This is a genomic window from Vibrio sp. V19_P1S1T109, from assembly GCF_002241375.1.
Classification (GTDB): domain Bacteria; phylum Pseudomonadota; class Gammaproteobacteria; order Enterobacterales; family Vibrionaceae; genus Vibrio; species Vibrio anguillarum.
The window spans coordinates 20502-34840 of record NZ_NDIM01000307.1 but is presented as its reverse complement, the minus strand read 5'-3'; the positions used below and the strand labels follow the sequence as shown (position 1 = coordinate 34840).

15 protein-coding genes are annotated in these 14339 nt (G+C 43.2%); 1 reads left to right on the top strand and 14 read right to left on the bottom strand.

All coding sequences use genetic code 11. The features are described from left to right. The 4 genes from vpsN to B9J87_RS14960 form a co-directional block, all read right to left on the bottom strand. Positions 1 to 444 (bottom strand): exopolysaccharide export protein VpsN (gene vpsN, locus B9J87_RS14975; protein WP_094151538.1); only part of this gene is annotated, 444 nt, incomplete at its 3' end. Between the two features lie 6 nt (positions 445 to 450). Continuing rightward, on the bottom strand, positions 451 to 1641 hold the full coding sequence (locus B9J87_RS14970; RefSeq protein ID WP_094151536.1) for an outer membrane beta-barrel protein: 1191 nt from the start codon (positions 1639 to 1641) through the stop codon (positions 451 to 453). Positions 1642 to 1661: 20 nt separating this feature from the next. Beyond that, positions 1662 to 3056 (bottom strand): exopolysaccharide biosynthesis glycosyltransferase VpsL, encoded by a 1395-nt coding sequence (gene vpsL, locus B9J87_RS14965; RefSeq protein WP_094151534.1) that lies wholly within the window; start codon positions 3054 to 3056, stop codon positions 1662 to 1664. A gap of 373 nt (positions 3057 to 3429) precedes the next feature. Continuing rightward, positions 3430 to 4029, bottom strand: coding sequence for a YitT family protein (locus tag B9J87_RS14960; protein ID WP_013857347.1), 600 nt, complete (start codon positions 4027 to 4029; stop codon positions 3430 to 3432). A gap of 346 nt (positions 4030 to 4375) precedes the next feature. Here B9J87_RS14960 and glyA point away from each other — a divergent pair, with 346 nt between their 5' ends. Then, on the top strand, positions 4376 to 5626 hold the full coding sequence (gene glyA / locus B9J87_RS14955; protein WP_013857345.1) for a serine hydroxymethyltransferase: 1251 nt from the start codon (positions 4376 to 4378) through the stop codon (positions 5624 to 5626). 120 nt (positions 5627 to 5746) lie between these two features. Here the strand turns inward: glyA and B9J87_RS14950 are convergent, their stop codons facing one another. The 10 genes from B9J87_RS14950 to rsfS form a co-directional block, all read right to left on the bottom strand. Next, entirely contained in the window at positions 5747 to 6073 is a 327-nt protein-coding gene (locus B9J87_RS14950) for a hypothetical protein (RefSeq protein ID WP_013857344.1), read from the bottom strand. A 146-nt stretch (positions 6074 to 6219) separates the two neighbouring features. After that, positions 6220 to 7188, bottom strand: coding sequence for a lipoyl synthase (gene lipA, locus B9J87_RS14945; protein ID WP_013857343.1), 969 nt, complete (start codon positions 7186 to 7188; stop codon positions 6220 to 6222). Between the two features lie 5 nt (positions 7189 to 7193). Further along, positions 7194 to 7847, bottom strand: a complete 654-nt coding sequence (lipB, locus tag B9J87_RS14940; RefSeq protein WP_013857342.1) for a lipoyl(octanoyl) transferase LipB — start codon at positions 7845 to 7847, stop codon at positions 7194 to 7196. A gap of 212 nt (positions 7848 to 8059) precedes the next feature. Then, entirely contained in the window at positions 8060 to 8338 is a 279-nt protein-coding gene (gene ybeD / locus B9J87_RS14935; protein WP_010317329.1) for a DUF493 family protein YbeD, read from the bottom strand. 119 nt (positions 8339 to 8457) lie between these two features. After that, positions 8458 to 9636, bottom strand: a complete 1179-nt coding sequence (locus tag B9J87_RS14930; RefSeq protein WP_094144639.1) for a serine hydrolase — start codon at positions 9634 to 9636, stop codon at positions 8458 to 8460. A gap of 92 nt (positions 9637 to 9728) precedes the next feature. Then, the gene (locus tag B9J87_RS14925; protein ID WP_017045827.1) at positions 9729 to 10511 is read right to left on the bottom strand and encodes a septal ring lytic transglycosylase RlpA family protein; all 783 of its coding nucleotides are present in this window, start codon (positions 10509 to 10511) and stop codon (positions 9729 to 9731) included. A gap of 2 nt (positions 10512 to 10513) precedes the next feature. After that, positions 10514 to 11635 carry a rod shape-determining protein RodA gene (gene rodA / locus B9J87_RS14920; protein ID WP_013857338.1) on the bottom strand — a complete coding sequence of 374 codons (1122 nt, stop codon included), beginning with the start codon at positions 11633 to 11635 and terminating at the stop codon, positions 10514 to 10516. After that, on the bottom strand, positions 11635 to 13515 hold the full coding sequence (gene mrdA / locus B9J87_RS14915) for a penicillin-binding protein 2 (protein WP_013857337.1): 1881 nt from the start codon (positions 13513 to 13515) through the stop codon (positions 11635 to 11637). The genes rodA and mrdA overlap by 1 nt, the downstream gene beginning before the upstream one ends. 6 nt (positions 13516 to 13521) lie before the next feature. Continuing rightward, positions 13522 to 13992, bottom strand: a complete 471-nt coding sequence (rlmH, locus tag B9J87_RS14910) for a 23S rRNA (pseudouridine(1915)-N(3))-methyltransferase RlmH (protein ID WP_013857336.1) — start codon at positions 13990 to 13992, stop codon at positions 13522 to 13524. Positions 13993 to 13995: 3 nt separating this feature from the next. Next, the gene (rsfS, locus tag B9J87_RS14905; RefSeq protein ID WP_013857335.1) at positions 13996 to 14313 is read right to left on the bottom strand and encodes a ribosome silencing factor; all 318 of its coding nucleotides are present in this window, start codon (positions 14311 to 14313) and stop codon (positions 13996 to 13998) included. Positions 14314 to 14339: the final 26 nt, after the last annotated feature.

Sequence of the window (14339 nt, the reverse complement as noted above, 5' to 3'; positions counted from 1 at the left end):
GGCCTCAGGAGCATCACTTGATGATATATAGATCTTAGTTTTAGACGCTCGCTCAGTGAATCCACCCGCAATCGTAATGGCTTTGTTTACGGTTAACCCCGGATGATACGGGTAACTCCCGGATATTTTCACTTGTCCGTTGATAAAATAGGGACGATATTCGACTATGCTGACAAAAACATTGGGGTTAACCAGATACCCATCGATTAAACCATTGTGGATAACAGTTTTTACTTCCTCAATCGTTTTTCCTTTCAGTTTAATTCGTCCCAAAAAAGGGTAATCAATGTTACCACTGTCACCCACACGCGTTTCAATAGATAACTCTGGTTCATCATAAACTTGAATCCGAATTTGATCCCCAACGCCTAACTTATAAAAACTCTCATTGGCCAATGTTGACCAGGAAAGACAACTCAATAGAATGACTAAGAAGTACTTCATCGTAAGTTACATCACACCTTCAATAGCAAAGTAATAAACATTTTGATCGTAGCTTAACGAATTGATGCTGGAATCTCTCGATTCAAGTTGGTAGCCGACTTTGAATGTTAGCCAACGACGAAAATCGTAGCTTAATGAAAGTGTTACCTTACTGGTGTCATCGTCGCGAGCAGTGCTGGTGTAATTCTCGCTTAATAGAGAATAATCGACGTTAGAAGAGATGATGTCACTCCAATTGTGTGTCCAATTTGCGTTATACACTTTGGTATCGATTGAATCACCTGTACCGTCAGTATCGGTTGATTTACGATTTGTTTTCAACTGCACTGCAGAGTATGTGCGGATGAGATAAGTGACATCAATATCCCATGAAAAAGAGTCGAAATCTTCCCTAGAAGAGGATTCAAAATCTTTATGTTGCATACCGACCTTGGCATTTCCCTGCAGTTTCCCTGTTGCGTCCCACGAGGTACCAACATATCCCATATAATGTGTGCTGTCTTTGAGAGTTGAGCCTGGGGCTATATCACTATAATGCCTGTCATTAACGATAATTTGGAAAACCAACGATGTTTTTGGCAGCGCTTTGTAGTATAGAGAGCTGTTGAATCGTAATTCATCCCAATTTTGGTATTGAGTAATATTTTGGTTGTTTTTATAGTCCAAATTGCCCCAACCAAGGTTGGTTTCTATTCGACCTTTGGCGTCTTCACCACCAAAACCGTAACCGAGGTTGACGTTATTGGTGTTGTATTCGTTGTACGACAAATTGAGTGTCGTATCGTTATCACCACGCTGTTCATGAGTTAATGCAAGAGCATAGCTGAAGTCAACTCGATGCTTGGAATTGAGCTCCCAGTCACTGGTTAAATCAAAGAAATGGTCAGTGTAGTTATCTTTGCTAGAGCTGAAAAAATCGCCTCTTTGTAGTCGATAACCTACGCGATGTTTCTGGCCACTTGTCGGCTCTATTGCTAAACCGATACCTGGTTCGAACACTGAATATTGGGAATGTTCGAGATCTTGTGACGCTTTTGCTAAGTTGTCGTTATAACCCGTTGATAAGTTTAAAAACGGTACAATAGCAATCCCTGACTCAGTCATGATTGGGTTAGGTTGCGGTTTTGCTTGTACGGCTGATAACGCAAAAAAAGCCAAACCCAAGGACGCGATTCTATTTAAATTAGTTGTTTTCATATGAGTATGCTTTATCCATTCTAGTAAGCATTCTTGCCTACAAATCCTTTAAATACGGTGAGAAATACGATTTTGATGTCGAACCACAACGACCATCTGTGTATATAGTCCAAATCAAATTGGACACGTTTTTCCATTTTATCTAGCGTATCGGTTTCACCACGCCAGCCATTAATTTGTGCCCAGCCAGTAATTCCTGGTTTTACTTTATGTCTCAGCATGTAGCGGTTAACGATCGTTCGATACTCTTCGTTGTGCGCTACGGCATGAGGGCGAGGGCCGACAATAGACATTCGACCTTGAAGCACATTAATAAACTGTGGTAGCTCATCTAGTGACGTCTTCCGAATAAACGCACCAAAAGGAGTCACTCGGGGATCATTTTTTATGGCTTGTGTCACTTTGTTCCCATTGTCCATGGCACGCATGCTTCTGAATTTCCATACTTTGATAGACTTTCCATCCAGCCCATAACGCATCTGTTTGAAAATAATAGGGCCGGGTGAGCTGAGTTTCACGCCTACTGCAACTGCAATAAGGACAGGACTGATTAAAATCAAGATAAGACTACTTAAGACTAAATCTTCAAAACGTTTTAGCCACGTACCTAACCCATTGAACGGTGTGTCAAAAATACTAAAAGCATTAACATCGCCGATGGTATACCAACGCGAATGCAGTAAATTGAAGGTGAAAAAGTCTGGCACAATATAGGTATTCACTGTGCTATCCGAAAAGGCATCTAGAATCTTGCTGATTCGATGCTGGGCTTGCATTGGTAGTGCTATGTACACACTTTTTACTTCACCGTTTTTGGCAAGTGTTAATGCATCATTAACTTTACCGAGCACTGGAATATGGCTTGCGATACGTTCATCACCCCTATCATCGTAAAAGCCAGTCAGTTTAATACCTAACTCAGGGTTATTGATGAGATTCTTCGATAGTTCTAGGCCCTGCGGTGTCATGCCGATAATGACAGCTTTAGTGGTGTGATAACCTTTTTTATGTAGATAGTAAATGACTGTAAATGCGACGAAGCGCCAAAGCAGTAATAAAATAAATGATCCGACAAACCAAAAACCTAAAATTAAACGTGAGAAATCGCTTCCAGTTTTTGTGAAATAACCAACTAAAGTTAAGCAGCCAACAGTTGAAGCCCAACAAAAAGCAGTGTGTAGAGTTAAAACTCTAAGTTTTGTGGTTCGCCAACCGCTGTATATATCAAGGCTTTCAGCAATAAATGAATAAAAAATAACCCCTAAAAGTCCCACAGATATATAAGACATCGTAACGATATGTGAGTGAAACTTTAGTGTAATATACATTGTGATCAGTATTACTAAGCAATCTATCAGGCGGTAGAAAAATTTACCTTGATAGTTAGAAATACGGATCCTTCCTCTTTCACCCATTGTAGAAGCTCCTAACCGCTCAATTATTAAGGTAACGAATAATAATTATTTTTTAGCAGTGCATTCTCATATTAAGCTCCGACGACTTCAACTGATCAGGTGCATCAAAAATAAGACGCGATGTGTGATATATGGAATGGGTGACTGTATTTTGGGTTTTTCAATTTGAGATAGAGTACGGAGAGTCGGATAAGGTGATGTAATCACTTGCTATTACTGCATTAACTTAATGTGGTCACCTTGTTAGACGACCGTTACATAAGAGCTAGCTAATGTTTAAATAAAAATAATGGGGGGCATTTACGGTGTAAGAATTAAGGCTAAATTTGGTTGTATTTTTATCTCTTCTTAATCTTATGGGTATTGCGACAGCTTAAGGGTAAGTCACGCTATATCGTGTGGGTTTATGATTCATTGCTAACACAAGGTTAAGTGAGACAGCCCCGAGCACAGACAGTGTGGCAATGGAAAACGAAACAAAAAAGGCAGAAGCAGCTAAAATTGAGCAATCTATAACCAACTGACTTTTGCCAACAGGGATCCCAAATTTATCTTGAATAAACAAACACAAGACATTAAAGCCACCCAAGCTGGAACGGTGACGAAAGAGAATTAACATGCCAAGACCCATTAATAATCCCCCGGCAATGGCGCAGTAAATTTCATTGACCATTTCCAAAGAAATTACCAAATAAAGATGGTCTGCAAAAATAGAGACTAATGCGCCGGATAGCGCGCTGTTGATGGCAAAGCGATGACCGAATCGTTTCCAAGCCAAAATGTAAAAAGGGGTGTTAGCCAAAAAATAAATGCTACCAAATGAGGCTGGGACTAACTGGCTGATCAGCAGTGCTAAACCAGCGGTTCCACCTGTCAGTAAATGAGCGGACTGGAGAAAGAAGACGCCTTGTGCGACCAAAAAGGTTCCCGTTAAAATGGCAACCCAATCTTCTTTACGTGTGTGTGTTCGCATCGATAAATAATTTTAATAGCTAAGAATGGCGAGCATAGTAAAGAAAAAGTAATATTTTCGGTAGATAGAGAGTGAAAATTGAGGTAAACCTATGTAATTGCAGCTTTACAAGGTGTAAAGCAGAATGGTTGACATACTAACTCATCATTATCCAACTTACTGTTTAGCATGAGTTACCTCACTATCCATTATGAAAAAACTGCATGATAATTTCTGTAATTTGTTCTTTATGACCCAGATCAAATTATGTAGAATGTGCGCCATATTACGGTGACGAAAACGTTTGCTTTTGGTCGTTGTGTGGTTTTTTTGAAACTTTCAGTAAAATCTGAGTCAGGAGATACAGATGCTTAAGCGTGATATGAACATCGCAGATTACGATGCGGACCTGTTCGCAGCTATTCAAGAAGAGACTCTTCGTCAGGAAGAACACATTGAACTTATCGCTTCGGAAAACTACACAAGTCCACGTGTAATGGAAGCGCAAGGTTCACAGCTCACCAATAAATACGCTGAAGGTTACCCAGGTAAACGCTATTACGGTGGTTGTGAGTTTGTCGATAAAGTAGAAACACTGGCGATTGAACGTGCGTGTGAACTGTTTGGCGCAGACTATGCGAACGTGCAGCCGCATTCTGGCTCACAAGCAAACAACGCGGTTTATATGGCGTTGCTTAACGCAGGTGATACCGTATTAGGAATGAGCTTGGCACACGGTGGTCATTTGACTCACGGTTCTCCTGTCAACTTTTCCGGTAAGCTGTACAACATCATTCCTTATGGCATTGATGCAAAAGGTCAAATTAACTACGAAGAGATGGAAGCATTAGCGGTTGAGCATCAGCCAAAAATGATCATCGGTGGCTTCTCTGCTTATTCACAAGTTTGCGACTGGAAAAGAATGCGTGAAATTGCTGATAAAGTGGGCGCTTACTTGTTTGTTGATATGGCGCATGTAGCTGGTTTGATTGCGGCGGGTGTTTACCCTAACCCTGTTCCTCATGCCCACGTAGTGACGACCACTACCCACAAAACATTGGCAGGTCCTCGTGGTGGCCTTATTCTTTCGAATGCAGGTGAAGACTTATATAAGAAGCTTAACTCAGCCGTATTCCCTGGTGGTCAAGGTGGTCCTTTAATGCACGTTATCGCAGGTAAAGCGGTCGCGTTCAAAGAAGCTCTAGAACCAGAGTTCAAAGAGTATCAAAAACGCGTAGTCGCCAATGCGAAAGCGATGGTGGCCGAGTTTTTGGCTCGTGGTTACAACATTGTTTCAGGTTCCACAGAAAATCATCTGTTCCTTGTCGATTTGATCGATAAAAATATTACAGGTAAAGATGCTGATGCGGCATTGGGTGCGGCTAACATTACAGTGAACAAAAACTCTGTACCGAACGATCCGCGTAGCCCATTTGTCACCTCTGGCATCCGCGTGGGTTCTCCATCAATTACTCGCCGTGGTTTTACTGAAGCTGATGCGAAAGCACTAGCTGGATGGATGTGTGATATTTTGGACAACATGGGTGATGAATCTGTGATTCAAGCAACGAAGGCAAAAGTGTTAGAAATTTGTAAGCGTTTGCCTGTATACGCGTAGTTTTACGCACAATAAAATAAAAGCTCCTAATATTCAGGAGCTTTTTTATTTGGTCATTATTTATTTTATTGAGCACCAATAAGAAGAGTGGCCTCTCGCTGTTGAATGTGCTCTGCAGAACTATTTTGCAATGCTGAGCAATGTGCCTGACTTACATTGAAAAGAGTAATATTTAGTGCTCTCGTTAAATTTGCCTAAACCTTCACCATCACAATACTCAATATTAATATTGCGCATAGTATCAAGTGTCTTTTCGCTATTTAAGGCAAACTTAGAGCCGTCAGCGCAGACAATACGAACGCGGCCATCATCACTCACAGAGTAAATGTTGACTTCAGTATTACAAAGCTCAAAGGAGGCTTCACGATAGTTATCTTGCTGAGTATTAGACGCACAACCGGCCATTAAAGTGGCTGTAACAAGTGCTAATGTACTGATCGTTTTCATATTAATAAATCCCTAGCTTTGTTATCTATTTTCTATGTCGTTAGCCTATAGAACATAGAATCAATATTCAAGCTTCAATCATTAACCGAGCAGAGTCTCAAAAACCGATGAGTGAACATCGGCTTGATTGAACTTGTGCTGTGTGGTTATTTCACTTCTAGCCCTTTGGCTTGCATATCCGCATGATAGGAGGAACGTACGAACGGGCCACAGGCGGCGTGAGTAAATCCAAGCTCTAGTGCGATCTCTTTAAGTTCGTCAAATTCAGACGGTGGAACGTAGCGTTCAACTGGCAGGTGATGGCGACTCGGTGCTAAATATTGACCAAGAGTAAGCATTGTGACGTCGTGAGCTCGAAGATCTTTCAATACTTCCACTATCTCTTCTTTTGTTTCACCAAGCCCCATCATGATGCCTGATTTGGTAGGGATACTTGGATGTTGTTGCTTGAATTTCTTCAACAGTTCCAGTGACCATTTATAGTTTGCCCCAGGACGCGCCTTACGATATAGACGTGGTGCGGTTTCTAAGTTGTGGTTAAACACATCCGGTGGGTTATCTTTGAGTAGTTCAAGGGCGATATCCATTCGGCCACGAAAATCCGGTACTAACGTTTCGATACGGATCTCTGGGTTTAATGCTCGAATTTCACGGTTACAGTCGGCAAAATGTTGGGCACCACCATCACGTAGGTCATCACGGTCAACTGAGGTGATAACCACGTATTTCAACTTCATATCCTTAATGGTTTGCGCCAGTTTTTGTGGTTCGTTTGTCTCTGGGGCATTTGGCCGTCCATGAGCAACGTCACAAAATGGGCACCGTCTTGTACAGATGGCGCCTAAAATCATAAAGGTGGCGGTTCCGTGGTTAAAGCATTCTGCTAGGTTAGGGCAAGACGCTTCTTCACACACCGAATGGAGATTATTTTTACGCATTGCCGATTTGATCTCTTGGATGCGTTGGCTATCACTTGGCAGCTTAATTTTCATCCACTCGGGCTTACGCAAAACTTCTTTTTGTTCGGCGGCTGGCATATTTTTTACAGGAATTAATGCCATCTTATCAGCGTCGCGGTATTTAACGCCTTTTTCCATTTGGATCGGTTTGCTCATGCTTTTTACCTTTGAAGAGGTGCTTCTGTGCTGAATTCTACTTGCTCGTAAGCCAATATGTTAACGAGTTCTATTATAAGTTGTTTTTCTACGGTTTGTAGTTCTGTCGGGCCGCCCAGTTCACTGACTTGGGCCATTTCTAAACCCTGATAGCCACAAGGGTTAATGCGAAGGAAAGGGGAGAGATCCATGTTGACGTTTAGCGCTAAACCATGAAATGAACAACCCTTACGGATCCGTAACCCAAGAGAGCAGATTTTTTTCCCTTTGACATAGACACCAGGGGCATCTGGTCTTGCGGCTGAGTCAATACGGTATGCTTGCAAGGTATTGATCACGATCTGTTCAATTTTGGTCACTAACTCTCTTACACCTAATTTTTTGCGGCGCAAATCGATCAAGAAATAAGCCACCAGTTGGCCTGGACCATGGTAGGTAACTTGGCCGCCTCGGTCACTTTGTACCACTGGAATATCGCCAGTATTGAGAAGATGCTCAGCTTTACCTGCTTGGCCTTGGGTAAAAACTGGTTGATGTTCGACAAGCCAAATCTGATCCGGTGTGCTTTCGGTTCTTGTATCGGTAAATTCATGCATAGCTTCCCATACAGGAAGGTATTCTTGGCGACCCAGACGTTTTACAACAAGCGAATTTAACATCAGCGTGACTCATCTACCGTATAAATAAAGTTTTTGGATTATAAACTTCTTCCAGCGAATGGACTACTAATGAGGACGATAAATTTGTCCTTAGTGTGATGGGGTATATGCTATCTATATGATTTATATTAAAAAGCAGCCTAAGCTGCTTTCAAAAAAAATTGAATAAATCAAAAAATGAGAGGCTAGGCATCTCAATCACGGTTTTTGGGCTACAGAACCATACGTACGATATCGATCTCGCCTAGCTCTTTGTACAGTATTTCAACTTGTTCGATAGAGGTGGCGGTAATGTTAATCGATAAGGAGTGGTAAGTCCCTTTTGCACTGGGTTTAACTCGTGGGCTGTAATCACCTGGAGCGTGACGTTGGATAACTTCAAGAACCTTCTCTGGAAGTTCGGGCTTTGCGTGGCCCATCACCTTGTAGGTAAATGAACAAGGAAACTCGAGTAAGTCTTTGAGTTTTGCATCAGAGTTGATAGTCAGCATAATGGAAACTCCCGTTGATAATTCGATTAGCGGTGGCGAATACTACAGCGAATGTTGATGGAACTCAATAATCACAAAGCCGCGGTAAGGCGGCTTTGTTTTATCTTCTATAAGGGATATCAGAATAACCCTTTGAAAAGTAATATAATGTAGTCCCAAAGACGGCTAAATATGCTGCCTTCATCAACATTTTCTAATGCCAAAAGAGGGTATTCAGCCACGTCTTTGCCATCAAGCTGGTAGTAAAGCTTACCGACCACATCACCTTTGCTTATTGGTGCTCTGAGTTCTTTTTCAAGAACAAAGCTTGCGCTGAGATCTTTCGCTTGACCGCGAGGGAGTGTAACGTAAGTATCTTCATTGACACCAAGCGCCACTTTATCTTTGTCACCCATCCAGATTTTTTCTTCGACGAATGTTTCACCTGCTTTGTGTGGCGCAACGGTTTCGAAGAATCTAAAGCCATAGCTCAGAAGTTTTTTGCTTTCTGATTTACGAGCATTTTCATCTTTGGTACCCATAACCACAGCAACGAGGCGCATTTTCCCTTCCGTTGCAGAGCTAACTAAACTGTACCCAGCATTACTCGTATGACCGGTTTTAATACCATCTACGTTCATGCTTTTATCCCACAGTAAACCATTTCGGTTGTACTGGGTAATCCCGTTATAGGTATATTTCTGCTCTGAATAAATACGGTACTCGTTTGGTACATCACGAATCAATGCTTGGCCTAGTAGCGCCATATCATATGGAGTTGAATAGAGATTTGGGTTATCTAGACCGTGTACGTTAGCAAAGTGCGTATTGCTCATTTTTAGTGAACTTGCCCACGCATTCATTAGGTCAACAAAAGCGTCTTCTGAGCCAGCAATATGTTCAGCCATCGCCACGCAAGCGTCATTACCAGACTGAATGATGATACCTTTATTGAGTTCTTCTACGGTAACTGTAGTGCCGACTTCAATGAACATTTTTGAAGAGTCAGGATAATTCTTCGCCCACGCATTTTTACTGACCACCACTTTATCTTGCGGAGAGATATTGCCACGTTTCAGTTCTTGGCCAATCACGTAGCTGGTCATCATTTTCGTCAAACTTGCAGGTGAAAGTTTGGTATTCATCTCTTTTTCTGCCAGCACTTTACCTGAATGGTAGTCCATCAATACATAGCCTTTAGCGGCAATCTGAGGAGCATCAGGTATCACGATAGGCGCAGAAAATACTGAGCTAGTAAAGGTTGCAGAAAGCGCAATAGAAGACGCTAGAATCGGTTTTAAGAATGTGTGTTTTTTCATGAGGAATGCAAATTATCTTATTAACTGTCCATATCTTAACAGAAACGACCTATCAAACCAGAGCTTGAATCAAGATCACTGGATTTGATAAGTCACTGAGTGACGGGTTGCGCTTTGATGAAGGCGGTCTCGTAACCGAGTAATTTAACTTTTTCTAGCGTTTGTTGAGTCAGGGCATCGTCATTAAATGGCCCTAAAAATACGCGATGACTGCCATTCACACTGTCTACAAAGCTTTCAACCGTCAATGTTTGACTCAATTGTTCGGATAAAGTTCGTATTCTTTGCTCTGATTTTGCAGAGGCAACTTGGATGAGATATTGAACCTTCTTTTTCTGTGGTGACGTCGTGATGGGTTTATCGATGGTGATGACTTCGATAGCCACATTCGCAGTCCCGGTTTGAACTACACCCAATTTGTAAGCGGCAGCGTAACTTAAATCAATAATTCGTCCCTCATGAAAGGGACCGCGATCGTTTACCCGAACGATCGCAGTTTTTTTGTTATCTAAATTCGTTACTTTAACGTAGCTGGGTAACGGCAACGTTTTATGGGCGGCCGTCATCGAATACATGTCGTAGATTTCACCGTTGGATGTCAGATGTCCATGAAACTTTTTTCCATACCACGAGGCTTGGCCTTTCTCTGTAAATCCTTTGGCCTCTTTGACAATGGTGTAGTTTATGCCTCTCAAAGTGTAATTCTTGTTGCCGCCCAAACTATAGGGTTCATATTGCGGATGTGCATCTTCAATATGCTCAACCGAGAGTGGCGTGTTAGGGGCCACGTCGTCTGTTATTGAATAGCGGCTTGAAGAGCTACAACCGATGAGAAATAGACTCGTTAATATAAAGATAAATAGGGAGTTTCTCATGCTTAGGTTGCCTTAGAAAATGCTTTTCGGTGAGTGTGGATAGACATCAGTATGCCAAAGCCAGCCATGAGAGTGACCATGGATGTGCCACCATAGCTGATGAGAGCCAAGGGAACACCAACCACAGGTAAAATACCACTGACCATACCTATATTTACAAAAACGTAAACAAAGAAGCTGAGTACAATACTTCCAGCCATCATTCGGCCGAAAGCCGTTTGTGCGTTGCTCGCGAGGTATAGACCACGTCCGATGATAAAAAGATAAATAGCGAGTAAACACAAGATGCCAATCATGCCCCACTCTTCAGCAATGACGGCAAAAATGAAGTCGGTGTGCCGCTCAGGTAAGAATTCAAGTTGCGACTGTGTGCCGTGTAGCCATCCTTTTCCTGACAACCCACCAGACCCAATGGCTATTTTACTCTGAATGATATGATAACCTGCACCGAGAGGATCGGATTCCGGATTGAAAAGTGTTCTGACTCGGGTTTTTTGATATTCACGCATCAGAAAGAACCAAAGCACAGGTATGAAGCCACCCAAAGCCACGGCGGCAGAAAAAATGATTCGCCAGCTTATTCCAGATAAGAAAATGACAAAAATGCCGGAGGCTGCAATCAATATTGAAGTACCAAGATCGGGCTGCTTCGCGATTAGCACGGTAGGGATAAACACCATTAACAGCGAAACGACTAGGGTTTTAAAGGTGGGTGGAAGAGAACGTTTCCCTATGTAGCGAGCGACCATGAGAGGCACTGCGAGTTTAAGCAATTCTGAGGGCTGAAAACGAACAAAGCCTAAATTTAACCAGCGCTGAGCTCCCTTGGACGATTCGCCAAAAAACAGCACGCCGAGCAACAGCAGTACGCCACAGAAAAACATAAAGGGTGCAAGAGACTCATAAGTTCTTGGGGAAATTTGAGCAAGAAAGATCATCACACCGAGAGCCAGTACCATACGCATAGCTTGGCGATCCATCATAGTTAAGCTCTGACCGCTGGCGCTGTACATCACGACCAGCCCAAACCCCATCAATAACAAAATACCCAGCAGTAATGGCAAGTCGATGTGCAAGCGCTCAAAAAGCGCTCGATTTTGTCCTGTTGAAGGATCCAGTTCCATTATTTTTCAGCCTCTTTACCTAGAATGGCGCGGTCAAATATTTTCCTAACAACGGGTCCACCATTGCCAGAACCTCCCCCTGCGTTTTCGAGTACCAGAGTGACAATAAGCTGCGGGTCATCTACAGGTGCAAAGCCTGTGAATAGGGCATGGTCACGGAGGTGTTCGGCTAATTCATCGGCCTTATACACTTGGTTTTCTGCCAAGCCAAACACTTGCGCAGTTCCAGATTTTCCAGCGCTGACATATTTCATATTGGTAAATGAACGCCGTGCGGTTCCTTTTTTGCCGTGGTTTACAAGACGCATGCCATTGATTGCGATGTCCCAATAGCGTTTCGGCACCCCTTCGATCGGTGGCGAAGTTTCTAATTCTGAAAGCTCTTGCCTGCTAAACTCTTCACCATTTTTGAGCGTCGAACGCAATAAATGCGGCGCAATCACTTTGCCGTGATTAACCAGCACGGAAGTCGCTTTGGCAATTTGCATCGGTGTTGATGTCCAATACCCTTGGCCAATGCCGACCGGAATCGTATCACCTTGATACCAAGGGGTTCGGTGACGTGCCATTTTCCATTCACGCGTTGGCATGTTCGCTTTGCCTTCTTCATAAATGTCTAAACCTGTATAGTCACCAAAGCCAAATTTCATCATCCAACTAGAGAGACGATCAATACCCAAGTCGTAGGCGATTTGGTAAAAGAAAGTATCGACAGACTCTTCGAGCGCCTTATTAATGTCCACTCGACCATGCCCCCAGCGCAACCAGTCTCGGAAGGGCCGCGTTTTGGAGTTTGGTATCACCCAATAACCAGGATCATTACGTGTTGTTGTTGGGGTTATAACCCCTTCTTGAAGTGCAGCGACGGCAATAAAAGGTTTAATCGTTGAGCCGGGAGGGTAAATACCAAGTGTCGCTCGATTGACTAACGGGCGGTCTGGGTCATTGAGAAGTTCGTTGTAGGCGGCGCTAGAAATACCATGTACGAATGGGTTTGGATCGTAGCTTGGACTTGATGCCATGGTAAGGACACCGTTATCTTTTGGATCGAGCACCACAATTGAACCTCGACGGCCATCCAACAACTTGTGCACATAAAGCTGCAGATCAATGTCCAAGCTTAATACAATGTCTTTCCCTGCCACGGGAGGGACGTATTTTAAGGTGCGAATGATGCGTCCTCGGCTATTGACCTCAACTTCTTGGTAGCCAGCCGTGCCGTGCAGCACATCCTCATAAAAGCGTTCAATCCCCAGTTTGCCAATATCACGAGTGGCTTGGTAATTGGCTGAGCGCTCTTCGCGTTCTAGACGTTCCATATCTCGGTCATTGATTCTGGATACATAACCGATAACATGAGTGAGAACTTCACCATAGGGGTAGTAGCGCTTTAAGCTTGCGCTTACTGATACACCGGGAAACTTGTGCTGATTGACCGAAAAAATAGCCACTTCTTCCGGTGTTAACTGTGTCAAAAGCGGCACTGAATTAAACCGGCGTGTCTGACGACGCTCTTTTTCAAAGGTGGCAATTTTTTCTGGTGAGATGGTCAGGTATTGCTGTAAGCGCGTGATCGTATCATCCATATCGCGCACTTGCTCAGGTGTGATCTCTAAGTTGAATACTGGGCGGTTTTCCGCTAGTAGCACACCATTGCGGTCATAAATTAACCCTCGATTAGGCGCAATCGGGACGATTTTGATTCGGTTATCGTTGGATCGCGTTTTGTAATCTTGATATTGGTTAATTTGAATATGGTACAAATTGGTAAGCAGAACGCCCACCAGCATGATGATCGCAATAAAAGAGACAATTGCTCGGTTGCGAAACAGCCGAGCTTCTGATTGGTAGTCACGAATTTGGCTACGCTTACGTAACATGAATAGTTATTCTCGGTGATAAGGGTGATTAGCCGTAATACTCCAAGCGCGGTACAAACTCTCTGCCATGACCACTCGAACCAAAGGGTGAGGAAGTGTCAACGGCGAAAGCGACCAGCTCTGCTCTGCGGCGGCTTTGCATGCAGGAGAAAGCCCTTCAGGGCCACCAATTAAAATTGATACATCACGGGCATCGAGCTTCCAACTTTCAAGTTGTTCCGCCAGTTGTTCGGTATCCCAACGCTTACCTGGAATATCGAGAGTAACAATTCGATTGCTTTTTGGCACGGCCGCGAGCATAGCTTCGCCTTCTTTTTGCAAAATTCTTGCAATATCCGCATTTTTGCCACGTTTGCCCGCTTGTATCTCCACTAATTCAAGCGGCATATCGTGTGGAAAACGTCGGCGGTACTCTTGAAAGCCTTCTTCTACCCATTTCGGCATTTTGGTACCAACGGCAATCAACTGAATTTTCAAAACTTAACTCCAAAGTTTTTCAAGCTGGTACAGATCACGATGCTCTTCTTGCATAACATGCAACATGCTGCTGCCCATGTCTAGCACGACCCATTCACCTTCACTTTCGCCATCCATACCCAGTGGTTCCATGCCCACTTTTTTGACTTCAGTGGCGACATGTTCGGCAATCGAGGCTACATGTCGTTTTGATGTGCCTGTGCAAATGATCATGTAATCGGTGATGCTAGATTTTCCCTTAACATCTAAGGTTTTGATATCAATGGCTTTCATATCGTCGGCTTTATCGGCAAGAAAGTCTTTCAATTCGTGGTGTTGCAAGCGTCATCTCCTTTAAAAATTGGTCT